The organism is Citrobacter sp. Cm046, assembly GCF_030333065.1.
Taxonomy (GTDB): domain Bacteria; phylum Pseudomonadota; class Gammaproteobacteria; order Enterobacterales; family Enterobacteriaceae; genus Citrobacter; species Citrobacter murliniae.
This window is the reverse complement of record NZ_JAOWGP010000039.1, coordinates 71,437-95,578: the sequence shown is the minus strand read 5'-3', so window position 1 is coordinate 95,578 and position 24,142 is coordinate 71,437. Positions and strand designations below refer to the sequence as shown.

Below are 24,142 nucleotides of genomic sequence, written 5' to 3'. Positions count from 1 at the left end.
AATAAATTGTACTTTTTTGTGGTTCTGGCCAGCGACGCGTTATCCGATTTCTTCATTCGTCATAGCGTTATCTGACAATAATTGTGATGGTGGCCGTGCCACTGAATTTTCCCGGAGCCAGCACGCCGCCGACCAGGTTGACGGGGTACGCGGACATATGGGCTGCGCCGGAACCTGACGAGTCGATAAAAACAATGCCGCCAGTAAACGGAATATTCGTTGCTCCACCGTCGGTATGCCGCATACGAATACCTACATCCGGAACGTTATCCCCGCTTCTGCGCCGAGCCACGAGAATGTACTGATTGATGATATCGTCAGCGTCAAATCTCATCTGTAAGGTATTTGCGATGGTCGAGGTATCGCCACAATCGTAGGTAATATCGAATGTTACCGGCGTATAGCCGTCGGGCATGGTGTCTTTGGTGGTAAAGCGGTTGCCGTTAATAAAACCAAGATTGACCTGAACCACGTCGCCCTGATTAATTTTGCAGTTCTGCGGTACGGTGATCCGCCCGCTGATGGAAAGTGTAACCAGGTTTTTATAGGCGCCAGGGCTTTGAGGAGAGGATACATTGTTGCTCCACGCGGCTTTAATCACCGCTACATCCGTCTGCGGGATAATCAACTCCCCTAAAAACGGTTTAGTAATGCGCAGTTCAAACTGAGTTTGTGCGCCGATCGATACGGCGGCGGCACGTTTGCTGGGGTCATCGTCGCGACACAAACCGTTGTCGGATCTCTCCTGATAAAGCACGCTCTCTTTCACGCTCGTCATGGGAACAACCTGCTCGCCTTTTCCGGGAATGTCTCTGAGCGTGGTGCGAATATCCAGGCTATCGTTCAGCTTGTAGTAACCCGTAGTTTGTCCCTGGGTCGGGAGCAGTGAGTCCGCCCTGTAATAGGGATTAACCCCGGTGTTTTTCGGGCAGTCGCAAGTGATTTGATAACTGTTTCCCGTGACCGGGGCAGTCGATGTCGAGTTATGCCCGACAACGTTGTCAGCTTCACTCCAGTCGGCAGAAAGATCGCTGGAATAGACCTCATTGGCTTCACAACTGCCGAAGGCAGCCTGCGCAGAATGGCTGCTACACAGTAAAATAGCCATGATAAACGCGCTTTTTTTCATTGTTTTTATCCTTAGAGACACTGGGCAGTGCCACGCAAAACTGAGGCCTTGCTGGCTTTGCCGGCAGGTAAGCTGAAGGTAAACTGGCACTGTTGATCGGCCTGATTCCCCCACTGCACAGTCCAGGGCTGTGGCTGCGTAGAGACCCCCGCCAGATAAAGAACGCCGCCTTCATCGACAATACTTTCCTGCCCGCTATCTGGATTGCTGGCCCGTGCGCCAAATGGCACAGGGTTGCCATTTTTGTCGCGCAGCGTGACCAACACGCGCAGGCCGATATCGGCAGTAAAACGGGCGGTGACCACTGCACCATTGTTTGGCACAACCACTTGTGTGGTTTGCTGCACGTCAACGTCATCAGGCATTAGCGTGGTATCCAGTGAGATCCGGTTTTCCTGGTACGAAGTCAGATAAGGGATCACCGCGTAACCGAACGGATCGGTGGCGATACCGGGATAGTTCTGCACGCGTACGCCGGGTGCGCCGTTGAGGTCGATCAGCGCGAAACTGTTACCCAGCGGTTGCGACAGCGTGACGCCGTGCCGATGCATCACGATGCCGCCGGACGCGCCGTAGCTGTACTGGCGGCTGTCATTGCTGTAGTCGTAATTGGCGTTGAAAGTGCCATAGGCTGAGCGATAACTACTGCCAAGGCTGCTGCTGTGGTTGTTATCAGTATCCTGGGTTTGCTTGAGCGAGTAGCTCAGACGGTTGTCCTGCAACAATGAGCCATCGAGGCGGGCTTCATTCTGAGTGGCGCGGTCTTTCTGATTTGTCATGCGGTACGACGCCCGACTATGTGGTAGCCAGCGATCCAGTGGAATGCTGAGGCTAAGCGAAAGCGTGCGGTCGTTATCCTCTTCGTCATAGTCGGTGAACTGCCCGCTAAGGTTGTAGCCAATTCCGGCTATCTGGCCGTTAATCCCCAGCGATAAGTTGCGATCATGCCCACCGCTATTCCAGTAATCACGTTGCGAGCCAGAGGTGTAAAAACTCACGCTGCCAAACAGCGACTGGCTAAGGTTGAGCTGAATTTGGCTACGCTGGCGTTGGCTACTGTCCTGACCGTGTGCATTCGCATCTGAGAAGGTAAAGAAGCCGCTGCTGGTGTAGCGATAATAGCTCAGCGACAGGTTGGTTCCTGTTTCCGGGATCTCTTTGGTGTATTGGGTTCGCCACTGGTAGCCCGATGCAGACTGTTGATCGTCGAACTGACTGTCGGCACGAGTGATGTCCACCGCCAGTGCCCCAATCATCCCCAGTGTGCTGCCGACGCCTGCGCCCAGCGACTGATAGTTTTCTGCTCCGAGCAGGCCACCGTAGAGCGTGAGTGTGTTATTCAGGCCATATATCGCCGTCCCTTCGGCAAACTCGGGTTCGTCGCTATCGTTGCTGTTAGTGGCGCGAAATTTCCCGGCGGTGACGCTGTACTTCAAACGCCCTGGGCGCTGCATCAACGGTAGCGAGGAGTAAGGCTGGACAAAGTGGCGAAGGGAGCCGTCGCTCTCTTCAATGGTGATATCCAGGTCGCCGCTGGAGGCGCTAGGGTAAAGGTCGTTAATTTCAAATGCCCCGGCGGGTACATTACTTTGATAAATGATGTAGTCGTTTTGCCGTACCGTGATGATGGCGCTGGTATTGGCGATGCCGCGAATGGTCGGCGCAAAACCGCGCTGGCTGTTGGGCAGCATGTTGTCGTCAGAGGCGAGCTGCATCCCGGTGAACTGATAGCTGGAAAACAGGCTGCCAGTGGTGGCACTTTCACCTATCAATAGCTGAGATTTCAGCGTCTTAATATCGCGCTGGAGATAACTGTTAATGGTATTCCAACTGGACGACCGATCGTCGCGGTTCCAGGTGCTGTAGTTGCGCAGCCGCCATGGGCCGACGTTGGCACCATTTTGCAAATTAAGATATTGGCGCTCGCTCTGGTCGCCTCGCTGGTAGCGTGTATCAGAGCCGGAAAAGCTGTAATTGGTGAATAGGGCTGGGACGCCGCTATCCCAACGGGAGGGGGCAACGTAGCCTCGGGCATCACGATAGAGCGCAATCAGCGGAATACTCATATTCAGCCGGCTGTGGTTGAAGTCGAAGTCTATGGTCGTACTGGGGATAAGCGACGGCAATGCGCTGATTATCGCGTCGTCGCTTTTCTCGGCTAACGCCGGAATATCATCCACCTTTACCCCCAGTTCACGTAGCTGAGCTATGGTGAACTGCGGTTCCAGCTGCTGGCTGGCGTTGGCGGTAAAAGTTAGCGTCTTTTGCCCGATTTTATTTTTATTGAGATAAATATCTACGCGGTAATCGCCCGGAAGCTGCGATTTTTCCTGTGAAAATAGCGACAGATCGGTAGGTTGCATGCCACTTTTTTGAGTTTCCAGCATGGACGAATCAAAATAATATTCTGCGGTATAGGCTGTGCTACAGACCAGCCCACTGGCGGAAAAGACCAGCGGTAAACTGTGTTTGACGAAAACCGTCAAATGGTTAAAAATCAGCCTGCTCTTGGGAGCTATGATTATTTTCATTACTGGAATCCGTAATTTTGTTTGCTGTTATGTTCTTATTGCAATTGACGGGTTTCCGGTTCAGTACTGCCACCGTAATAATTTATTGCCGCCCATTTCACGGTATTTCCAGTGTTCGCAGGCAGCGGCAATGTTTTATTTTCGCCGGGAGCCAGATAATCAATACTCTGCGTTAATTCGGTTTTTCCAACATTCATTCCTGCGAAAACAACATAATATTCAGACGGGTTATAAATATTGAGTGAATTACCGCTACGTTTAAATACCACCGTTTTCCAGGCATCGACAGCCCGTCCTTTAAGCTGCGCAGGACGGTAAAAAAGCTTGATACGGGTCTTAAAAACCAGCGTCAGCATGTTCTTGTCGGCGGTAGATTTATTTTGCGCAGGAATGGCTCGCACATTGATATAAAACATTGATTCTTTATCGTCAGGTAATGAAGCATCCGTTTTTATAATACGCAATGACGAACTATCACCGGCATCAAGACGAAATAGCGGTGGCGTAATAATAAATGGGCCGCGCTCGCCGTCCTGGAGATTATCAACCCAGGATTGCAGCAGATAAGGCATTTTATCGCTGTGGTTGAGCAGCGGTAGCGCCGCCTCTTTACGATCGGCGTTATAGATAACCCGCGTTCTCTGTAATACTACGCCTCCGGCCTGCGCCTGGCTGACAAGGGTGTTACACAACAAGGTTATTACTACCGTGATGATCCGTATCAAGATGGTCATTTTTCTACCTGATGCTGCAAAAACAGGGGGAATGGGTACAGCCCGTGTAAATGCGCAGGCTGCACCGCAGTGACGATTAACGGTAATCGAGTGTGACATCAACGGCAGCGTCGGCTTCACCGGCGGTAATGTCAGCGGGAGCTTCTGTTGAAACGTAGTAGGCGAACAGGTCGACGTTCATCGTGGCCCCCGTAATCTTGTAGGATATTTTCGGCGTGGCCAGCCTGTTCAACGGTATGATCGTTTGGGTTTTTGCATCCTCAATCTGGATACCGACCCCGTCAGCGGCGGTGGTCATACTGCTGACTTTCGCCAGGTCTGGGTGGTTAACGACCGTGCCGCCTGAGCGTGTTTCCAGCCATAACTGGAATGACGCATCCTTGGTTCCATCAATGTGCTCCCATGCGGTCATTGGGCAGTTGATTAATGGAAGAGTGAACGGAATTTTTGGGCTGCGGTCGCCAGCGGCCCTGAACTGGTACCTATTGTAGCTTCCCAGTTCGACATTAACTTCACGGTTAGGAGTGTTGATTTCGCAGGTAGATTCGATGATCTCGCCATTAAAGATTATTTGCCCATCGGTTGCGGCAGCATTGCCTGCGGCTAAAGCTAGCGCGCCCACAATCAGCATTTTGTTTATTAACGTCATAATAACCTAATCCTTGTGATATTTATTTCATGAATGAATATTATTTTAGCGATAAGTTTGTAAGCTTTTTATTGTATGATTTATGTTTGTAAATTAGAACGAATACATGTATTTTTGGGAATAAATTTATATTCATTTTATGTTTTTTATTACGTTGATAACGATTTTGGAATCATTATTTAGCGCATGATTTACTGATGTTTATAGGTGATGTTGATTTTTTTAATGGTAACGTTGTGCGTATAATTATACTAGCTCGTTATGACATTATCGAAGGTTGTATGTTTTTTGAGGATTGTATGTTTGAGGGTATGTTATATAATATATGAAGGAATATTTGTCGTATTAAGTAAGTGTGATACTTCAATATGCAATTTATTGTAGGCATCAACCAGAAAGCGTTGCAGCAAAAAGATAGGCTGCAACACTCTGGGGGGAAACGGGAAACCTGGCACCTCTAAACGACCAGTAATTCAACGCCTGTTTTTGTCAGTGCTGATTTATCCTGTTTGCTAATGCCGTCATCGGTAATCACGCAGTCAATCTTCTCCATCGGTAATACCTGATTAAAACCACGTCGATTGAACTTAGTCGCATCCAGTACGGCAATGACCTTATGCGCCGCCGCTGCCATTACGCTGCTAATGGAATAACCTTCATTGAATGTGGTAATACCATTCGTGGCATCAATCCCATCGGCGCCAACAAACATCAGGTCAGCGCTTATCCCTTGTAATGAACGTTCCGCGATGGTGCCATGCATTGAATGGGTTTTGTGGCGTACCGTTCCCCCACAGACAACCAACGTAATGTCTTTGTTTTCTGACAGCGTAAATGCGGCAGGCAGGCTATTGGTAATCACGGTAATATTGCTTTTCCGGTTTAACGCCTCCGCGATCAGTAAGGTAGTGCTTCCGCTATCCAGAATCACGGTCATCCCTTCTTCAACCATCGCAGTAGCGGCCTGGGCAATCCTTTTTTTGGGATCACTGGCGAGCTGATACCGTTCTTCTAATATCACTTCCTGATTGTCACCTTCGGCCAGATGGCTTCCAGGTTTTGCCGCACCACCGTGAAAACGGGTGACAAGCCCCTTCTCTTCTAATAATCGCAGGTCGGCGCGAATGGTTACTTCAGAAATACCAAAGGTATTCGAAAGATCCATTACCAGTACGCTACCTTGCGTATTAATCAGGTCGACAATTTTGTTCCTTCTCTCAAATGAGTTCATATTGATTTGCCTGACAATTTAATTGTCACTAGTTTAATCGAAGGATTGCGAAAGGTGAACGCCAAATTTCGAAAGTAAATGTGAGCCAGCGCAGGTTGCTGGCTCGTGAGATCAGGATAGTTTAAGCAGGATTTTTCCCTGCATCGGCGCGCCATTAAGTGACTTAACGGCACTGGCGAAGCTCTCGGCATTACCGCTGTGGGCGATTAAAGGTTCCAGTTGCAAGCGTTTTTCAGTCAGTAAACGTGCTGCGATTTCCCATTCTTCTCCAGGCCATGGACTGGAATAGTTCATCCAGCTACCGAGAATGGTTAACTCTTTACGCAATATTTGACCAAATACTCCTGAAGCCAGCGTCAGATCGTGATGCAGTGTTCCGACCAACGCCACCTGCGCGCGAGGGCCTGCAATTTCGACAGACAAGGTTACAGTTTGTGGGGTTCCTGCGGTTTCCAGTATGAGCTGGTCAAACTGAATATCGGTAAGGCTCGAGTGAATCTCCGTAGCACTCATTTCCCGGCTGTTAAAAACATGAGTTGCTCCCAGCTCTTTTGCTAATGCCAGCTTCTGTGGGTTGATATCAATCGCAGTGATGCTTTTCGCGCCGAGTTCGCGGGCGCATTGCATTGCCAGCAAACCGATAGTACCGGCACCCACAATAATCACATTTTTACCTTCGCAACCCTGAGCCAGGTGAAACGCATGCAGTCCGACGGTAATAGGTTCGATGAACGCCCCATCATCGATCGGCATATCTGAAGGCAGGCGGAACAGATTGGCGCGTTTTACGACTACATATTCCGCGTTACCGCCTTCGCTACGTGAACCGACAAACTGATATTGCTTGCACAGCGAGAAGTATCCTCGCTCGCACTGTGGACAGTGAAAACAGGGGAGTAGCGGTACGCAGGCGACGGCATCGCCGGGCTGCATGTCAGTAACACTTGCACCGTACGATTCAACATAGCCGCTGAATTCATGGCCTAGCGTTATCGGGTAATAGTGTGCACCATGATTAAAAATGCGGGGAATATCTGAACCGCAAAGTCCCGAGCTAACAACCCTGACCAATACATCGTCTTCAGTTTGCAACGGTGGTACGGGACGTTCTTCAACGCGCACGTCTCCCTCAGCGTGAATAACCACTGATTTCATAAAAGTCTCCAGAAATGTGAAGGGGAGCAAATGCCCCCCAGAAATTAAGATGCGGGCTGGCTTTCTGAGATAGAGGCGGCTTTTTCCGCAGCGGTGAAGTTACGCGCCCGACGCCAGGTCAGCAGAACACCAGTCAGATAAATGACGGCAATAACAATGAAGCCCACAACGTTTTGCCAGGTAAAGAGCTGAATCAGCAGCCAGGTTATTGGGGAACCCCCCTGGTCCATTGATGCCACCATTCCACCAGCTTTCAGCGCGCCTGCATTGGCGGCGAGCTGAGTATGTAAGCCAATGGTTTGTGTGGCAATCCAAAGGGTGATGCCCATGATGATGACGCCGGAGATCAGCGTGCGGAACAGATTACCCTGATGCACCGCAACGGCCATTGCCACAAAGAAACCGATGGTTGCGAGGTCGCCGAATGGCAGTACCTGGTTACCAGGTACTAGGACGGCAATCAGAATGGTCAGCGGAATAAAGATTAGACTGGCGGAAACCACCGATGTATGGCCGAGCAGCAACGCAGGATCCAGACCGATTAAGAATTCCTGACCGCCAAATTTGGCCTGCAGGCGTTTACGTGCATGCTTCGCAATCGGCGTTAAGCCATCCATGATTGGTTTGATCACGCGTGGCATCAGCAGCATCACCGCCGCTGTTTTGACGGCCAGTTGCAGAACCCCTTTCGCGTCGTAACCAGCCAGCATACCGATGACCAGACCCATAACAAAGCCAACGGTAACCGGCTCGCCAAAAGGACCGAAGCGTTTTTGTACATCGTCTGCGCTAAAATGGATGCGATTCAGACCGGGTATTTTTTCAATGATGGTATCAACCAATACCGCTATTGGCCCCAGATAGGCTGATGATCCGTGCGGTATAGCTATCCCTTCAAGACCGAAAAAGTCTCGCGTATCTTTCGCGAACCAGTCGCCAAGTTTGTAGACGAAGGCGGCATGAACGATCACACCCAGAATACCTAGCCAGTAAGACCCCGTCGCCAGATGTAACATTGCGCCGGTAAATGTCATATGCCAGATATTCCAGATATCGACGTTCACCACGCGGGTCATTCGCGTGACCAGCATCAGGATATTGACTCCGATGGCGACAGGGATTGCAATCAGCGCGATCTGTGATGCCCACGTCATCGGAGATGACCCCGGCCAGCCCACATCAATCACATGCAGGTTGATTTGAAACTGTTCCGCCATGGCTTTTGCTGCAGGGCCAATAGAGTCGAGCATTAGGCCGATAACCAGTCCGATACCGACGAAACCAATCCCAATATGCAGACCGGATTTAAAACAATCCCCGAGTTTCATCCCCAACAGTTTTGAGAAGATGATGATCACTAACGGCAGCATGACCGTTGGACCTAAATCAAGGATATAACGCATAATTTCGCTAAACATGGCGTTACCCCACGAGAATGGTCAGGATTTTTTGCTGTAATGCTTCGATACCCACGCCGGACACAAAAGGCATGCCGTGAACCACAGGAATATCACCAAAAGTACGGTCAACGCGGGCGGTAGTGCAGATGAGGTCTGCGCCATCCATATAGGTCTCGATTTCAGTTACCCGGCACTGCACCAGGTCGAGTTGGATATTGTTGGCTTCGCACAGTTCTTTAATTTCTTCCGCAGCCATTGTTGAAGTTGCTACCGCACCGCCACAGGCCACAATTACTTTACGCTTCATAGGGTATTCCTTTTATTATCAGTTTTTTATCAGGCCTGCGCACATGGCTCAGACTCAAGGATTGATTCCCGAAAGAGCATTTCCAGTTCAGCTTCTGGAGCATTCAATAATGCTTCAATGGTGTTCGGGTTTTGTAGCTCACTAAACAGACGGCGCAGGAGTTTCAGCTGTGCCGCAGGGTTCTCAACGATTAAGGCGATAATTAAAGAGACAGCTATCTCTTCGTCATCATCTGCTTGTTGAAAATTGACAGGTGTATCCGGGCGAATCAGATAGATAGCTGGAGATTTTGCATGGATAGCTTCACAGTGCGGAATAGCGACTGCATGACGCTCCAGCGCTATCCCTGTCGGGAATGTTGCTTCACGCTCAATCAAGGCTTGTGGGTAGCTTTTATGCACGACCCCTTTGGCCAGCATCTCCTCCCCAATGTGTGTCAGCGCATGCTGACACGAGCTAAAATTAATACCGGTTCGGACAAAGAGTTGGCTCATATATTCTCCAGATTTCAGGCTATAGCTGGCGCGCAACCAAAGCGATAGGCGCGCAGGACGTCCTGGATTTTGTCGATAATCAGATTATGGGGTGAGGCAGTAATCGTACCTTCGGTCAGGCGTTCAAACTGCACGGGCAAAAATTGGCTTATTAACCCTAACGGTAATTCGACGTCATTCAGGTTGCTGATTAACTTTTCCACGCCTTGACGAATACGTGGATGAGGCCAGTAATAACGAATGCGGTCGGAAAGGCTAAAATGAATATCGACCATTGCCTGACTCCAGGTAGGGCGATAGTACTTTTTCCAGTAATCCGGCTCATTCAACATGACTTCATCAATCACCTCCAGCACCTGACTCCGTTGTTCCGGAGCGATGAGTTCATTTTCCATTTGTGCCAGTGCAAAAATGGCTTCACGGAGGGCGAAGGTCAGCGCCGGACCGACTTTCAGAATCGCATAGTGATCGTGTACGAGGGCACGATAGGCCTGACGGGTCTGATAGTCAGTAGAGTGTGCCTCGTAGACCATTGGTGTCTCTTTGATCCAGGCGGAAAGCGCTTTGGCAGCCTGAGGCTGGTAATGAATGATTTGAGTGTGATCAAACTCTACGCCGGGTTGGACCACAATCGCGATCACGCGGGTTAATGCGTCTTCGAGCCCTAATGCGCGAAAGGCGACCTGATGTGTTTCCAGTGTACGGGCGGCATCTTCTTCACGCGTGACGTGAACGGTACCAATGGTACTGGCTTCTCCGCCCGGCACAGGAACTTCCGTACCAATAACATAAGTCAGTTGGTGTTTCTGTTCTTCGGTGGCTGTCTCTTCTGCAGCCTGACAAAGCACGGCTGCACGCTGGGCGACGGTCACCGGGTCCAGCGGCATGGGGTCGCCAGCACAGGACATTGAGGCATCAAGATGAATTTTGCTGAAACCTGCAGAGACATAGGCCTTAATGAGAGCCACGGATTTTTCCATAGCTTCTGCTGCTGGTTCATTTTGCCAGCAGTTAGGGCCTAAATGATCGCCCCCTAAAATCAGTCTTTCGCGTGGGAAACCAATGTTTTGCGCGATGTTATAGACAAAATCACGAAAATCGGCGGGTTTCATTCCGGTGTAACCGCCAAACTGGTTGACCTGATTGGACGTTGCTTCAATCAGGACTTTACTGTCCGTATTGAGATCAAAACGTAATGCGGATTCAATGACCAGCGGATGTGCTGAACAAACAGAGCAAATTCCTAAATGTTCACCTGCTTTATGACGAGAGATTATTTCTTTCACTTCTATCTCCGATATCTTTTGTTTATCTTCATAATATTTTTGGATTGAAGGCAAAGGTCAAAAGCCTCTTTCGTGATCCAGCTTTAAAAACAAACCTTCGTCAGAACCCGTGCTATTCAAATGAATTAATGGATTACAGCTTTCCCTCGCAGCCGCAGTCAGCTATGACTTTGCTTACTACTTCCTTCATGGCCGCCTTGGCGGGAACCATGTAGTGCCGTGGGTCACTTGCATCGGCGTGCGTGCTCAAATAGTTTTTTAGCGCATTAGAAAAGGCGATTTTGAGTTCAGTAGCGACATTGACTTTGCAGACTCCCAGCGAGATAGCTCGCTTAATATCCTGAGGGGGCAGGCCGGATGCGCCATGTAGAACCAAAGGGATATCAACGCGTTGACGAATTTCTTCCAGCCGTTCAAAATCCAGTTTTGGCTCTGCGGTATATAGGCCATGTGCTGTACCGATAGCTACCGCCAGGGAATCAATACCGGTTTTTGTAACGAACTCGTGAGCCTGCTCTGGGTGGGTATACAGAGCATCCTTTCCGTCGACGATCAGATCATCTTCCTGTCCACCCAAACGTCCCAGTTCAGCTTCTACGCTGACGTCGTAGCGGTGGCAGTAGTCAGTCACGTTTCTGACCAGGGCGATGTTGTCGGCAAACGGTAAATGCGAACCATCGATCATGACCGAGCGGACACCTGCAGCGACCTTCTCTTGAATGTCGATAATTTTTTCATGGTGATCGAGATGAATAGCGAGGGGATGGTTCCAGCTTCTCGCCAGTTCGCTGGCGATAGCAACGATATTGCCAACTCCTGCGTAGCTAAAGGTGCCAGGTGTTCCGGCGACAATTAATGGCGAACGTAACTCTGCAGCAGTTTCTACTACCACTTGTAAGGTTTCGAGATTGTGGATGTTAAAGGCAGGCACCGCATAGCCTTCTTGCTGGGCCTTCCTGAGCATCGTTTTGCTTGAAATAATGAACATCCTTCCTCCGATTTCTTTCGATTTCTTTTGTCGAAACAAAATATAGGGTTTCGTAATGTTATTTTGTGATTTTGATCGGAAAAATGAAAGTTTCGAAAGGAATGGGAGGGTTATGAAAGCTACAGGCAAAAAAAAACATGCCCGTAGGCATGCTTTTTAACAGCAGGATGAGATAATCAGGTCACTGGCGCCGGGTTAAACACGGCCAGCTGGTTATGCAGTCCCCACTGATCCGAGAAGGTTTTCTTACGCCCGCTGGCGACGTCGAGAATAAATTCGAACAGCTTCAGGCCCACCTCTTCGATGGTTTCTTCTCCGGTGGCGATGGTCCCGGCGTTGATGTCCATCAGGTCAAACCAACGATTAGCCAGTTCGGTGCGGGTCGCCATTTTAATTACCGGTACTGCCATCAGGCCGTACGGCGTGCCGCGACCGGTGGTGAACACCTGCACGGTGATCCCGGAAGCCACCTGTTGCGTACCGCAGACAAAATCGCTGGCAGGCGTTGCGGCATAAATCAGGCCGCGTTTGGTAGGGCGCTGACCTGGCGACAACACTTCCACAATCGCACTTTTGCCTGATTTCGCAATGGAACCCAGCGCTTTTTCGACCACGTTCGCCAGACCTCCTTTTTTATTGCCCGGAGAAGGGTTAGCACTGCGGTCAGTTTTGCCCATATCAAGATAGTTATCGTACCAGGCCATCTCCTCCAGCAGACGTTTGCCCACTTCTTCGTTGATCGCGCGCGGGGTCAGGAGGTGTATCGCATCACGCACTTCGGTCACTTCTGAGAACATGACGGTTGCGCCGCAGCGTACCAGCAGATCGGAGGCGTAGCCTACCGCCGGGTTGGCCGTTACGCCGGAAAACGCATCGCTGCCTCCGCATTGCATCCCAACCACCAGTTCAGATGCTGGACAGGTTTCACGCTGGCGCAGATTGAGTTTCGCCAGATGACGCTCGGCGACCTGCAAAATGTCATCAATCATGGATTTAAAGCCAACGTGTTTTTCATCCTGCAGGCTGACGATACTGGCGCTGTCCACCGGAATACTTTTTACATCATGAGTACCTTCCAGCAGTCGCTCCGGCTGGAGCTTTTCGCAGCCCAGGCCGATAACCATCACTTCGCCGCCGAAGTTCGGGTTCAGGGCGATGTTGTGAATAGTTCTAATGGGCACGATGGCTGCTGGCGCGTTGATCGCCACACCGCAACCATATAAATGGTTCAGACCCACAACACCGTCTACGTTCGGGTATTTTGGCAGCAGATCGCGCTCAATTATTTTCACCACATAATCCACAACGCCTGCCACACAGTGCACGCTGGTGGAGATGCCGAGCAGGTTCTTGGTGCCGACGCTACCGTCTGCATTGCGGTAGCCTTCGAAGGTGTAACCTTCAAGAGGTGGAAGTGGCTCTGGTACTTTGGTTGCCAGCGGCAGTGTCTCCAGTGGCGGGGCTTTGGGCAGCTCAACCATCGACTCATCAATCCAGCTACCGCGTGCGATGTCGCGAACGGCATAGCCGATCACTTCGCCATAGCGCACAATTTCACCGTGAACAGCAATATCCGTGAGCGCCACTTTATGACCCTGGGGAATATGTTCAATCAGCGTCAGTCCGTCCGGGAAACGCGTCCCGGCTTTCAGACCATTGTCATTGACAATAATCGCCACATTATCCGTGTCGTGTACTTTAATATAAAACGCCGTAGGCGATTCTTGCCTAATTTCGATGTCGGCCATTGTCCAGTATTCTCCAGCCAGGTGGTGATAATAGTGCGAATATGTATATTGAATCTAATTATAAGTAATAAAGACTCTTTGTCGTTAAATAAGAATGTCAGGAGTTTAATTTGAAGAATGTGACCAGGATCACTTAACATCAGGAAAGCCTTGCCATCGGGGATAGCAATACGTAAATGTGTGCATTAGCGCCCATGATTATGTGCATATGACCAAAATAATCTTTTAACGGTATGTCTTAAATGAGCTTTTGCACAATGATTAACAGCGCGCAGCTGATTATACTGAATCACGGTTTAATAGCGTCTGATAAATTATCGTATATCTTTTTATCGGTAATTCATCACCACGAATACCCACCAAATAATAATAAAATGTTTTTATGTACCCGAGGTAAATAGAATGATGTTGGATACGGTAGTAGAGGAAAAGAAAGGTACGCATACCAGATATTTAATATTGCTGATAATATTTATTGTTACAGCCGTTAACTATGCGGATCGTGCGACGCTATCTATTGCTGGTACCGAAGTGGCAAAAGAGTTGCAGTTAAGCGCCATATCCATGGGTTATATTTTCTCCGCCTTCGGCTGGGCCTATTTGTTGATGCAAATCCCCGGCGGCTGGCTGCTTGATAAGTTTGGTTCGAAGAAAGTCTACACCTACAGTCTGTTCTTCTGGTCGTTGTTTACCTTCCTGCAGGGCTTTGTGGACATGTTCCCACTGGCCTGGGCAGGGATATCAATGTTTATCATGCGTTTCATGCTTGGTTTTTCTGAAGCGCCTTCTTTCCCGGCTAACGCCCGTATTGTTGCGGCCTGGTTCCCGACTAAAGAACGTGGCACGGCATCGGCGATTTTTAACTCGGCGCAGTATTTCTCTCTGGCGCTATTCTCGCCATTGTTAGGTTGGTTGACCTTCGCCTGGGGCTGGGAACATGTTTTTACCGTGATGGGTGTGATTGGTTTTGTCCTGACCGGGCTGTGGGTCAAGCTTATCCATAATCCAACTGATCATCCGCGTATGTCGCAAGAAGAGCTGAAGTTTATCTCTGATAACGGCGCGGTAGTGGATATGGACCACAAGAAGCCTGGCACTGCGGCTGCGAGTGGCCCGAAATTGCACTATATCAAGCAACTGCTGACCAATCGCATGATGCTGGGAGTGTTCTTCGGACAGTACTTTATCAACACCATCACCTGGTTCTTCCTGACCTGGTTCCCGATTTACCTGGTGCAGGAAAAAGGCATGTCGATTCTGAAAGTCGGTCTGGTTGCCTCAATTCCGGCGCTTTGCGGGTTTGCTGGCGGTGTACTGGGCGGAGTGTTCTCTGATTATCTTATTAAACGTGGTTTCAGTATCACTCTGGCACGTAAGCTGCCGATTGTGCTCGGAATGCTGCTGGCTTCGACCATTATTCTGTGTAATTACACTGATAATACCGTCCTGGTCGTTGCATTGATGGCGCTGGCGTTCTTTGGTAAAGGCTTTGGCGCTCTGGGGTGGCCGGTGATTTCCGATACTGCACCAAAAGAGATTGTTGGCCTGTGCGGTGGAGTCTTTAACGTATTTGGTAATGTCGCTTCTATCGTAACCCCTCTGGTAATTGGTTATCTGGTGAGCGAGTTGCACTCATTTAATGCTGCGCTGATGTTTGTAGGGTGTTCGGCGCTGATGGCGATGGTTTGCTACCTGTTTATTGTCGGTGACATTAAACGTATGGAATTGCAGAAATAAACAAAGGTATAGGCGATGAATAACACAATCTTCCCGAACAAGTTTAAAGCGGCCCTGGCGGCGCAACAAATTCAGATTGGCTGCTGGTCCGCGCTGGCTAGTCCCATCAGCACCGAAGTATTAGGTCTGGCTGGTTTTGACTGGCTGGTACTGGACGGTGAACATGCGCCAAACGATGTTTCGACGTTTATTCCGCAACTGATGGCGCTGAAAGGCAGTTCCAGCGCGCCGGTAGTGCGCGTACCGACCAACGAGCCGGTGATCATTAAACGTCTGCTGGATATCGGGTTCTATAACTTCCTGATCCCGTTTGTGGAGACGGAAGAAGAAGCCGTCAGCGCGGTGGCGTCTACCCGCTATCCGCCAGAAGGTATTCGCGGTGTATCCGTTTCTCACCGTGCCAATATGTTCGGCACCGTACCGGACTACTTTGCGCAGTCGAATAAGAACATCACCATTATCGTACAGATCGAAAGTCAGCAGGGTGTTGATAACGTTGATGCTATCGCTGCAACTGAAGGTGTTGACGGTATTTTTGTTGGCCCAAGCGATCTGGCTGCTGCGTTAGGGCATCTGGGCAATGCGTCCCACCCCGATGTGCAGAAGGCTATCCAGCACATTTTTTCCCGCGCTAAAGCGCACGGTAAGCCAAGCGGTATTCTGGCACCGGTAGAAGCGGATGCCCGTCGTTATCTGGACTGGGGAGCAACGTTTGTTGCCGTGGGCAGCGATCTCGGCGTGTTCCGTTCTGCCACGCAGAAACTGGCTGATTCCTTTAAGAAATAACCACCATCGACAGTATAGAGAGATAAATATATGACAATGAAAGTTGGTTTTATTGGCCTCGGTATTATGGGTAAACCAATGAGTAAAAACCTCCTCAAGGCAGGTTACTCGTTGGTGGTTGCTGACCGTAACCCTGAAGCGATTGCGGAAGTCATTGCCGCAGGCGCAGAAACCGCTACCACGGCGAAAGCTATTGCTGAACAGTGCGATGTGATCATCACCATGCTGCCAAACTCGCCGCACGTGAAAGAGGTAGCGTTGGGTGAAGGCGGCATTATTGAAGGTGCTAAGCCGGGGACTGTGCTGATCGACATGAGCTCCATCGCACCGTTAGCAAGCCGTGAAATCAGCGAAGCGCTGAAAGCGAAAGGCGTAGATATGCTGGATGCGCCGGTCAGCGGTGGTGAACCGAAGGCGATTGATGGCACGCTGTCAGTGATGGTCGGCGGTGATAGAGCGATTTTCGATAAATATTACGATCTGCTGAAAGCGATGGCGGGTTCTGTGGTGCATACCGGTGACATCGGTGCGGGTAACGTAACCAAGCTGGCAAACCAGGTTATTGTGGCGCTGAACATCGCCGCTATGTCTGAAGCACTGACGCTGGCGACCAAAGCAGGCGTTAACCCAGATCTGGTATACCAGGCCATCCGTGGCGGTCTTGCCGGGAGTACCGTGCTGGATGCTAAAGCACCGATGGTAATGGACAGAAACTTTAAACCAGGCTTCCGTATTGATCTGCATATAAAAGATCTGGCGAATGCACTGGACACCTCCCATGGTGTGGGCGCCCAACTGCCGCTAACTGCTGCAGTCATGGAGATGATGCAGGCGCTACGTGCAGATGGGCTGGGCACTGCTGATCATAGTGCTCTTGCATGCTATTACGAAAAACTGGCGAAAGTGGAAGTCACTCGCTAACAAGAAGGGCGCCTTCTCGCGCCCTGTAATTCTTGCCTTGCGCGGCACTGTCAGGCTACATAACTATGAAAATCGTAATTGCCCCAGACTCTTATAAAGAAAGCCTCTCCGCCATTGAGGTCGCTCAGGCGATAGAAAAAGGATTTCGGGAAATCTTTCCCGATGCGCAATATGTTTCAGTTCCCGTTGCCGATGGTGGTGAAGGGACGGTTGAAGCCATGATTGCCGCCACCCATGGGACTAAACATTCAGCCCTGGTGACTGGCCCGCTGGGCGAAAAAGTGAATGCCTGCTGGGGCATGTCCGGGGATGGTAAAACTGCTTTTATCGAAATGGCGGCAGCCAGTGGGCTGGCTCTGGTTCCTCCTGAAAAACGCAATCCATTAGTGACTACATCGCGTGGCACTGGAGAATTGATTCTGCAAGCGCTGGAAAGCGGCGCGAAAAGCATCATTATCGGCATTGGCGGCAGTGCAACCAATGACGGTGGAGCGGGCATGGTGCAGGCTCTGGGGGCAAAACTGTGCGATGCCAATGGGACTGAAATTGGCTACGGCGGCGGTTGCCTGAATAGCCTGAACAGCATTGATATTTCAGGATTGGATCCGCGATTAAAAAACTGTTCTATCCGTGTTGCCTGTGATGTGACTAACCCTCTGACCGGTGACAAGGGCGCTTCCCGTATTTTTGGCCCTCAAAAAGGGGCAACCGAGGAACGTATTATTGAGCTGGACCGTAATCTTTCTCACTATGCCGATATCATTAAAAAATCGCTGCGAGTGGATGTGAAGAACGTTCCTGGTTCAGGGGCTGCGGGGGGGATGGGGGCGGCATTAACGGCATTTTTAGGTGCAGAGCTGCGCAGCGGTATTGAGATTGTTACCCAGGCCCTCAATCTGGAAGAACATATTCACGACTGTACTCTGGTGGTCACAGGAGAAGGCCGTATCGACAGCCAGAGTGTTCACGGAAAGGTACCGGTTGGTGTGGCCAGTGTGGCGAAGAAGTACCACAAACCAGTAATTGGTATTGCGGGCAGCCTGACGCGGGATGTAGGCGTCGTACATCAATATGGTATCGATGCGGTATTTAGTGTATTGACCAGCATAGGTACGCTGGAAGAGGCATTTCGCGGAGCATTTGACAATATTTATCGGGCGTCACGAAACATCGCAGCTACGCTGGCGATAGGAATGCGTAGTGCGGGGTGACATTGGCCCGCAAACCCTCTATACTGCGCGCCGAAGCTGACCAGACAGTCGCCGCTTCGTCGTCGTCCTCTTCGGGGGAGACGGGCGGAGGGGAGGAAAGTCCGGGCTCCATAGGGCAGGGTGCCAGGTAACGCCTGGGGGGGAAACCCACGACCAGTGCAACAGAGAGCAAACCGCCGATGGCCCACGCAAGTGGGATCAGGTAAGGGTGAAAGGGTGCGGTAAGAGCGCACCGCGCGGCTGGTAACAGTCCGTGGCACGGTAAACTCCACCCGGAGCAAGGCCAAATAGGGGTTCATAAGGTACGGCCCGTACTGAACCCGGGTAGGCTGCTTGAGCCAGTGAGCGATTGCTGGCCTAGATGAATGACTGTCCACGACAGAACCCGGCTTATCGGTCAGCTTCAACTTTTAAGAAAACCCCGCCTCGGCGGGGTTTTTGCTTTTGCAGCATGGACAAGCCGTTTACACCATTATCCTGCAGGTCGATTTACGGGCAGGCGTTGCAAACGCACTACATTAATTCTTTGCGAATCTATTTTTTATTTCTGCTTATTTCCGTATCGGGATTCCTCTATTAGAGAGAGATGTATCGAGGGAGATTTCTGATTTTGTGATGGCTAACACAAAACGCTACCTTTGGTAATTTTTGATAGAGAAAACGAACGCAATCGATCGCTATCACAAAATTAGTTGCTGATAAACTGCGCAAAAACCGTGTTAATATATTGTTGCGCATAATAATTTATTGTATGAATAAGTTTAAATATCAATAAATGCAATGTTTCTTTACAAACATATGGGGCAAAAAAATGTGACCCATAACATTATTTAACCACAATTATGATATAAATATAATTATATTTGATAAGTTACTCATTAAATTTAAGCGTAATTCAGCCCGATAAATACTCTGTAATTGCTTGAAATATAGCCTTTCACGATCTTTTGAAATATCTAAGAAACCTGGTGTGTTATTGCCATAAATTTTTGTTATCCCCCCATCTTTTTTTGATTAAAATCAGGTTAAAGTGAGATCGCGTTTTTGTATTGCATTGATTAATAAGTGATTAATAGATTTATAATAATCTTACAAAATGTAAGTGAAGGGGATTTGTGAGTGGTCGCACATATCCTTGTTCACTTAATTTGGTACACTCCCTGCCGTCAACAAAGTAATTAACGCAGGTCGATATGAATACTATTACTCTCCCTAAAACACAGCACTTAGTGGTCTTTCAGGAAGTCATTAGAAGTGGTTCTATCGGCTCAGCTGCAAAAGAATTAGGATTAACTCAACCTGCTGTCAGTAAAATCATTAATGATGTTGAGGCTTATTTTGGTATTGAGTTAGTGGTTCGTAAAAATACAGGCGTTACGTTGACTCAGGCTGGTCAGGTGATGCTCTCGTGGTCTGAATCCATTACCCGTGAAATGAAAAACATGGTGGATGAGATGAACAGCATGACGGGCAATGCAGTTGTTGATGTGTCGTTTGGCTTTCCTTCACTGATTGCCTTTACCATCATGTCCGGCATGATTAAGAAGTTTAAAGAGGTGTTCCCGAAAGCGCAGGTTTCCATGTATGAGGCTCAGCTATCCTCATTCTTACCGGCGGTTCGTGACGGGCGACTGGATTTCGCTATTGGTACACTGAGTGATGAGATGAAACTACACGATCTACATGTGGAGCCGCTCTTTGAGTCAGAGTTCGTTCTGGTAGCCAGTAACTCCCGAACATGCACCGGCATCACCACGCTGAAAGCGTTGAAAAACGAACAGTGGGTGTTGCCACAAACGAATATGGGGTACTACAGCGAACTTCTTACCACGTTACAAAAAAATGGCATCAGCAGTGAAAACATCGTTAAAACAGACTCCGTCGTCACGATTTATAATCTTGTTCTCAATGCTGATTTCTTAACAGTAATTCCCTGCGATATGACCACTCCATTTGGTTCAAACCAGTTTATTACTATTCCGGTAGAAGAATCCTTACCGGTTGCGCGTTATGCCGCCGTTTGGTCTAAAAATTATCGAATAAAAAAAGCAGCATCAATTTTGGTTGAATTAGCCAAAGAATATTCATCTTACAATTCTCATAGACGAAAGCAGTTAATTGAAATTGATTAATGATTGAATTTGTTTAATACGGAATTAACGCCATCTGTCTATATCAGACGTTGGTAACGGCTATCTATTTACTTTAATACCCAGGTAAGAGGTTCTAATGCACATTACATACGATCTCCCAGTTGCAATTGAAGATATCCTCGAAGCGAAAAAAAGACTGGCGGGGAAAATTTATAAAACGGGAATGCCTCGCTCTAACTATTTTAGTGAACGTTGCAAAGGGGAAATTTTCCTCAAGTTTGAAAATATGCAGCGTACTGGCTCATTTAAAATCCGTGGTGCTTTTAATAAGCTCAGTTCATTAACAGAGGCGGAAAGACTGAAAGGTGTGGTGGCTTGTTCCGCAGGTAACCATGCGCAAGGGGTGTCTCTCTCCTGCGCAATGCTCGGTATCGATGGCAAAGTAGTGATGCCAAAAGGTGCGCCGAAGTCTAAAGTGGCTGCAACCTGCGATTACTCAGCAGAAGTTGTGCTGCACGGCGACAACTTCAACGACACTATCGCGAAGGTAAGCGAGATTGTAGAGACTGAAGGCCGTATCTTTATTCCTCCTTATGATGATCCGAAAGTGATTGCCGGTCAGGGCACCATTGGCCTGGAAATTCTGGAAGATCTGTACGATGTCGATAACGTGATTGTACCAATTGGCGGCGGTGGTCTGATTGCTGGTATTGCTGTAGCAATTAAATCCATCAACCCGACAATTAAAATTATTGGCGTACAGTCTGAAAACGTTCACGGCATGGCGGCATCTTTCCACGCTGGAGAAATAACCACGCATCGAACGACCGGCACCCTGGCGGATGGTTGTGACGTTTCCCGCCCGGGTAATTTGACTTATGAAATCGTTCGTGAATTGGTAGATGACATTGTCCTCGTCAGCGAAGATGAAATTCGCAACAGTATGGTGGCATTAATTCAGCGAAATAAAGTTGTGACTGAAGGTGCCGGTGCTCTGGCATGTGCAGCATTATTAAGCGGGAAATTAGATAGCTATATCCAGAATAGAAAAACAGTCAGCATTATTTCTGGTGGTAATATCGATCTTTCTCGTGTATCCCAAATTACTGGTTTAGTTGACGCTTAATATTTTCGTTGAGGATAGGATATGAGTACTACTGATAGCATTGTATCCAGCCAGACAAAACAATCGTCCTGGCGCAAATCGGACACCACCTGGACACTGGGTTTATTTGGTACAGCCATCGGCGCCGGGGTGCTGTTCTTCCCTATCCGCGCAGGTTTTGGCGGGCTGATCCCCATTCTGTTAATGTTGGTGTTAGCGTACCCCATCGCGTTCTATTGCCACCGTGCACTGGCACGCCTGTGTCTTTCCGGCTCTAATCCTTCCGGTAACATCACAGAAACGGTTGAAGAGCACTTTGGTAAAACAGGTGGCGTGGTCATCACGTTCCTCTACTTCTTTGCGATTTGCCCACTGTTGTGGATTTATGGCGTCACCATTACCAACACCTTTATGACCTTCTGGGAAAACCAGTTGCAGATGCCAGCGCTTAACCGTGGCTTCGTGGCACTGTTCCTGCTGCTGTTGATGGCATTCGTCATCTATTTTGGTAAAGATTTGATGGTTAAAGTGATGAGCTTCCTGGTATGGCCATTTATTGCCAGCCTGGTGCTTATCTCTCTGTCCCTGATCCCTTACTGGAACTCAGCGGTTATCGATCAGGTGGATCTCAGTAATATAGCGCTGACCGGGCATGACGGTATTCTGGTCACTGTATGGCTGGGTATTTCCATCATGGTGTTCTCCTTCAACTTCTCGCCGATTGTCTCTTCCTTCGTAGTTTCTAAACGTGAAGAGTATGAGAAAGATTTTGGTCGTGAATTTACCGAGCAGAAATGTTCAAAAATCATCTCCCGCGCCAGTATGTTGATGGTTGCGGTGGTGATGTTCTTCGCCTTCAGCTGCCTGTTTACCCTCTCTCCGGCTAATATGGCTGAAGCGAAAGCGCAGAACATTCCGGTACTTTCTTACCTGGCGAACCACTTTGCTTCACTGTCCGGTACGAAATCGACTTTCGCAACCATTCTGGAATACGGTGCTTCTATTATCGCACTGGTTGCCATCTTCAAATCTTTCTTCGGCCACTATCTGGGCACGCTTGAAGGTCTGAACGGTCTGGTACTGAAGTTTGGTTACAAAGGCGATAAAACCAAAGTTTCAATGGGCAAGCTCAACACCATCAGCATGATCTTCATCATGGGTTCCACCTGGGTCGTGGCTTATGCCAACCCGAATATCCTGGACCTGATTGAAGCGATGGGCGCGCCAATTATCGCCTCACTGCTCTGCCTGCTGCCGATGTACGCCATCCGTAAAGCGCCGTCACTGGCAAAATACCGTGGCCGTCTGGATAACGTGTTTGTTACCGTGATTGGTTTGCTGACCATCCTGAACATTGTCTACAAACTGTTTTAATCCTTAAGCTCAGGATGAGCGGAGTAGTGAAATGAATGAGTTTCCGGTAGTACTGGTTATTAACTGCGGTTCATCTTCAATTAAATTCTCAGTGCTGGATGCAGCTAACTGTGATGTTTTAATGGCGGGAATTGCGGACGGTATTAATTCTGAAAATGCGTTCATAGCAATTAATGGAGGAGAGCCAGCTAAGCTGGCTCACCACAGCTACGAAGATGCATTAAAAGCAATTGCAGTTGAACTGGAGAAACGTAATTTAATGGACAGTGTGGCCTTAATTGGCCACCGCATTGCCCACGGCGGAAGTATCTTTACGCAGTCAGCAATAATTACTGATGAAGTTATCGATAATATTCGCCAGGTATCACCTTTAGCACCGTTACATAATTATGCGAACCTGAGCGGGATTGAATCCGCGCAACATCTTTTCCCGGGAGTGCAGCAGGTTGCTGTATTTGATACCAGCTTCCACCAGACGATGGCACCTGAAGCTTATCTGTACGGTTTACCGTGGAAATACTTTGAGGAGTTGGGGGTTCGTCGTTATGGTTTTCATGGCACCTCGCACCGCTATGTTTCTCAGCGCGCACATGAGCTTCTCGGCCTCCAGAATGATGATTCTGGTTTAGTGATCGCTCACCTGGGTAATGGTGCTTCCATCTGTGCGGTCCGGAATGGGCAAAGCGTTGATACCTCAATGGGTATGACGCCGCTGGAAGGTCTGATGATGGGGACGCGCAGCGGTGATGTGGATTTTGGTGCGATGGCATGGATTGCGAGTGAAACCAACCAGACACTGAGCGACCTTGAGCGCGTGGTCAATAAAGAGTCTGGCTTACTGGGTATTTCCGGTTTGTCTTCTGACTTACGTACGCTGGAGAAAGCCTGGCACGAAGGACACGAGCGTGCGCAGTTGGCAATTAAGACGTTTGTACATCGTATTGCACGTCATATCGCCGGGCATGCCGCATCGCTTCATCGTCTTGATGGGATTATTTTCACCGGTGGAATTGGTGAAAACTCGGTCTTAATTCGCCGTATGGTAATTGAACATCTGGCCGTATTCGGAGTGAATATCGACAGCGATATGAATAGCCTGCCTAATTCCCACGGTGAGCGAATTATTTCAGGTAAAGATGCCCGAGCTATTTGCGCTGTTATTCCAACGAATGAAGAGAAAATGATTGCACTCGATGCCATTAATTTAGGCAAAGTTAACGCACCAGTGGAATTTGCATAATTAATTTTCAGTAGAGAGATTAT

Annotated in this window: 20 protein-coding genes and 1 other RNA gene; 9 read left to right on the top strand and 12 right to left on the bottom strand. The window is 49.1% G+C overall.

The window, feature by feature from the left end; translation table 11 throughout:
* Positions 1–67: 67 nt before the first annotated feature.
* The 12 genes from OGX98_RS11620 to garD form a co-directional block, all read right to left on the bottom strand.
* Positions 68–1,129, bottom strand: coding sequence for a fimbrial protein (locus tag OGX98_RS11620; protein WP_045447968.1), 1,062 nt, complete (start codon positions 1,127–1,129; stop codon positions 68–70).
* A gap of 11 nt (positions 1,130–1,140) precedes the next feature.
* Positions 1,141–3,660 (bottom strand): fimbria/pilus outer membrane usher protein, encoded by a 2,520-nt coding sequence (locus tag OGX98_RS11615; protein ID WP_286595316.1) that lies wholly within the window; start codon positions 3,658–3,660, stop codon positions 1,141–1,143.
* Between the two features lie 35 nt (positions 3,661–3,695).
* Positions 3,696–4,394, bottom strand: coding sequence for a fimbrial biogenesis chaperone (locus OGX98_RS11610; protein ID WP_286595315.1), 699 nt, complete (start codon positions 4,392–4,394; stop codon positions 3,696–3,698).
* Between the two features lie 76 nt (positions 4,395–4,470).
* Positions 4,471–5,043, bottom strand: coding sequence for a fimbrial protein (locus tag OGX98_RS11605; RefSeq protein WP_045447960.1), 573 nt, complete (start codon positions 5,041–5,043; stop codon positions 4,471–4,473).
* Positions 5,044–5,500: 457 nt separating this feature from the next.
* Positions 5,501–6,274 carry a DeoR/GlpR family DNA-binding transcription regulator gene (locus OGX98_RS11600; RefSeq protein WP_045447957.1) on the bottom strand — a complete coding sequence of 258 codons (774 nt, stop codon included), beginning with the start codon at positions 6,272–6,274 and terminating at the stop codon, positions 5,501–5,503.
* A gap of 111 nt (positions 6,275–6,385) precedes the next feature.
* Positions 6,386–7,429 carry a galactitol-1-phosphate 5-dehydrogenase gene (gene gatD, locus OGX98_RS11595; protein ID WP_286493266.1) on the bottom strand — a complete coding sequence of 348 codons (1,044 nt, stop codon included), beginning with the start codon at positions 7,427–7,429 and terminating at the stop codon, positions 6,386–6,388.
* Between the two features lie 44 nt (positions 7,430–7,473).
* Positions 7,474–8,847: a galactitol-specific PTS transporter subunit IIC gene (locus tag OGX98_RS11590; RefSeq protein ID WP_045447951.1), complete on the bottom strand. Its 1,374-nt coding sequence runs from the start codon at positions 8,845–8,847 to the stop codon at positions 7,474–7,476.
* A gap of 4 nt (positions 8,848–8,851) precedes the next feature.
* Positions 8,852–9,136: a PTS galactitol transporter subunit IIB gene (gatB, locus tag OGX98_RS11585; protein ID WP_003828616.1), complete on the bottom strand. Its 285-nt coding sequence runs from the start codon at positions 9,134–9,136 to the stop codon at positions 8,852–8,854.
* Positions 9,137–9,165: 29 nt separating this feature from the next.
* The gene (gatA, locus tag OGX98_RS11580) at positions 9,166–9,630 is read right to left on the bottom strand and encodes a PTS galactitol transporter subunit IIA (RefSeq protein ID WP_045447947.1); all 465 of its coding nucleotides are present in this window, start codon (positions 9,628–9,630) and stop codon (positions 9,166–9,168) included.
* Positions 9,631–9,644: 14 nt separating this feature from the next.
* Entirely contained in the window at positions 9,645–10,916 is a 1,272-nt protein-coding gene (gatZ, locus tag OGX98_RS11575; RefSeq protein WP_286595314.1) for a tagatose-bisphosphate aldolase subunit GatZ, read from the bottom strand.
* 133 nt (positions 10,917–11,049) lie between these two features.
* Positions 11,050–11,904 carry a tagatose bisphosphate family class II aldolase gene (locus OGX98_RS11570; RefSeq protein WP_045447941.1) on the bottom strand — a complete coding sequence of 285 codons (855 nt, stop codon included), beginning with the start codon at positions 11,902–11,904 and terminating at the stop codon, positions 11,050–11,052.
* A gap of 176 nt (positions 11,905–12,080) precedes the next feature.
* Entirely contained in the window at positions 12,081–13,652 is a 1,572-nt protein-coding gene (gene garD, locus OGX98_RS11565; RefSeq protein ID WP_045447938.1) for a galactarate dehydratase, read from the bottom strand.
* 402 nt (positions 13,653–14,054) lie between these two features.
* Here garD and garP point away from each other — a divergent pair, with 402 nt between their 5' ends.
* From garP to tdcD, 9 genes are all read left to right on the top strand, one after another.
* The gene (gene garP / locus OGX98_RS11560) at positions 14,055–15,389 is read left to right on the top strand and encodes a galactarate/glucarate/glycerate transporter GarP (protein WP_045447935.1); all 1,335 of its coding nucleotides are present in this window, start codon (positions 14,055–14,057) and stop codon (positions 15,387–15,389) included.
* Positions 15,390–15,404: 15 nt separating this feature from the next.
* Positions 15,405–16,175 (top strand): 2-dehydro-3-deoxyglucarate aldolase, encoded by a 771-nt coding sequence (gene garL / locus OGX98_RS11555; RefSeq protein ID WP_048220501.1) that lies wholly within the window; start codon positions 15,405–15,407, stop codon positions 16,173–16,175.
* Between the two features lie 30 nt (positions 16,176–16,205).
* Positions 16,206–17,096, top strand: coding sequence for a 2-hydroxy-3-oxopropionate reductase (gene garR / locus OGX98_RS11550; protein ID WP_225761427.1), 891 nt, complete (start codon positions 16,206–16,208; stop codon positions 17,094–17,096).
* 65 nt (positions 17,097–17,161) lie between these two features.
* Positions 17,162–18,307, top strand: a complete 1,146-nt coding sequence (gene garK, locus OGX98_RS11545; RefSeq protein ID WP_286595313.1) for a glycerate 2-kinase — start codon at positions 17,162–17,164, stop codon at positions 18,305–18,307.
* 32 nt (positions 18,308–18,339) lie between these two features.
* Positions 18,340–18,716: RNase P RNA component class A (gene rnpB / locus OGX98_RS11540), an RNA gene on the top strand.
* 784 nt (positions 18,717–19,500) lie between these two features.
* Positions 19,501–20,439, top strand: coding sequence for a transcriptional regulator TdcA (gene tdcA / locus OGX98_RS11535; RefSeq protein WP_045447923.1), 939 nt, complete (start codon positions 19,501–19,503; stop codon positions 20,437–20,439).
* Between the two features lie 97 nt (positions 20,440–20,536).
* The gene (gene tdcB / locus OGX98_RS11530; protein ID WP_045447921.1) at positions 20,537–21,526 is read left to right on the top strand and encodes a bifunctional threonine ammonia-lyase/L-serine ammonia-lyase TdcB; all 990 of its coding nucleotides are present in this window, start codon (positions 20,537–20,539) and stop codon (positions 21,524–21,526) included.
* Positions 21,527–21,547: 21 nt separating this feature from the next.
* Positions 21,548–22,879, top strand: coding sequence for a threonine/serine transporter TdcC (tdcC, locus tag OGX98_RS11525; RefSeq protein WP_045447919.1), 1,332 nt, complete (start codon positions 21,548–21,550; stop codon positions 22,877–22,879).
* Between the two features lie 31 nt (positions 22,880–22,910).
* The gene (gene tdcD / locus OGX98_RS11520) at positions 22,911–24,119 is read left to right on the top strand and encodes a propionate kinase (protein ID WP_045447917.1); all 1,209 of its coding nucleotides are present in this window, start codon (positions 22,911–22,913) and stop codon (positions 24,117–24,119) included.
* Positions 24,120–24,142: the final 23 nt, after the last annotated feature.

Coding starts and splice junctions, on each gene's coding strand:
- gatD (WP_286493266.1), bottom strand. CDS start 7,429: ATGAAATCAGTGGTTATTCACGCTGAGGGAGACGTGCGCGTTGAAGAA.
- OGX98_RS11615 (WP_286595316.1), bottom strand. CDS start 3,660: ATGAAAATAATCATAGCTCCCAAGAGCAGGCTGATTTTTAACCATTTG.
- OGX98_RS11590 (WP_045447951.1), bottom strand. CDS start 8,847: ATGTTTAGCGAAATTATGCGTTATATCCTTGATTTAGGTCCAACGGTC.
- garL (WP_048220501.1), top strand. CDS start 15,405: ATGAATAACACAATCTTCCCGAACAAGTTTAAAGCGGCCCTGGCGGCG.
- garP (WP_045447935.1), top strand. CDS start 14,055: ATGATGTTGGATACGGTAGTAGAGGAAAAGAAAGGTACGCATACCAGA.
- OGX98_RS11605 (WP_045447960.1), bottom strand. CDS start 5,043: ATGACGTTAATAAACAAAATGCTGATTGTGGGCGCGCTAGCTTTAGCC.
- OGX98_RS11600 (WP_045447957.1), bottom strand. CDS start 6,274: ATGAACTCATTTGAGAGAAGGAACAAAATTGTCGACCTGATTAATACG.
- tdcA (WP_045447923.1), top strand. CDS start 19,501: ATGAATACTATTACTCTCCCTAAAACACAGCACTTAGTGGTCTTTCAG.
- gatA (WP_045447947.1), bottom strand. CDS start 9,630: ATGAGCCAACTCTTTGTCCGAACCGGTATTAATTTTAGCTCGTGTCAG.
- garK (WP_286595313.1), top strand. CDS start 17,162: ATGAAAATCGTAATTGCCCCAGACTCTTATAAAGAAAGCCTCTCCGCC.
- tdcC (WP_045447919.1), top strand. CDS start 21,548: ATGAGTACTACTGATAGCATTGTATCCAGCCAGACAAAACAATCGTCC.
- OGX98_RS11570 (WP_045447941.1), bottom strand. CDS start 11,904: ATGTTCATTATTTCAAGCAAAACGATGCTCAGGAAGGCCCAGCAAGAA.
- gatB (WP_003828616.1), bottom strand. CDS start 9,136: ATGAAGCGTAAAGTAATTGTGGCCTGTGGCGGTGCGGTAGCAACTTCA.
- garR (WP_225761427.1), top strand. CDS start 16,206: ATGACAATGAAAGTTGGTTTTATTGGCCTCGGTATTATGGGTAAACCA.
- tdcB (WP_045447921.1), top strand. CDS start 20,537: ATGCACATTACATACGATCTCCCAGTTGCAATTGAAGATATCCTCGAA.
- tdcD (WP_045447917.1), top strand. CDS start 22,911: ATGAATGAGTTTCCGGTAGTACTGGTTATTAACTGCGGTTCATCTTCA.
- garD (WP_045447938.1), bottom strand. CDS start 13,652: ATGGCCGACATCGAAATTAGGCAAGAATCGCCTACGGCGTTTTATATT.
- OGX98_RS11620 (WP_045447968.1), bottom strand. CDS start 1,129: ATGAAAAAAAGCGCGTTTATCATGGCTATTTTACTGTGTAGCAGCCAT.
- OGX98_RS11610 (WP_286595315.1), bottom strand. CDS start 4,394: ATGACCATCTTGATACGGATCATCACGGTAGTAATAACCTTGTTGTGT.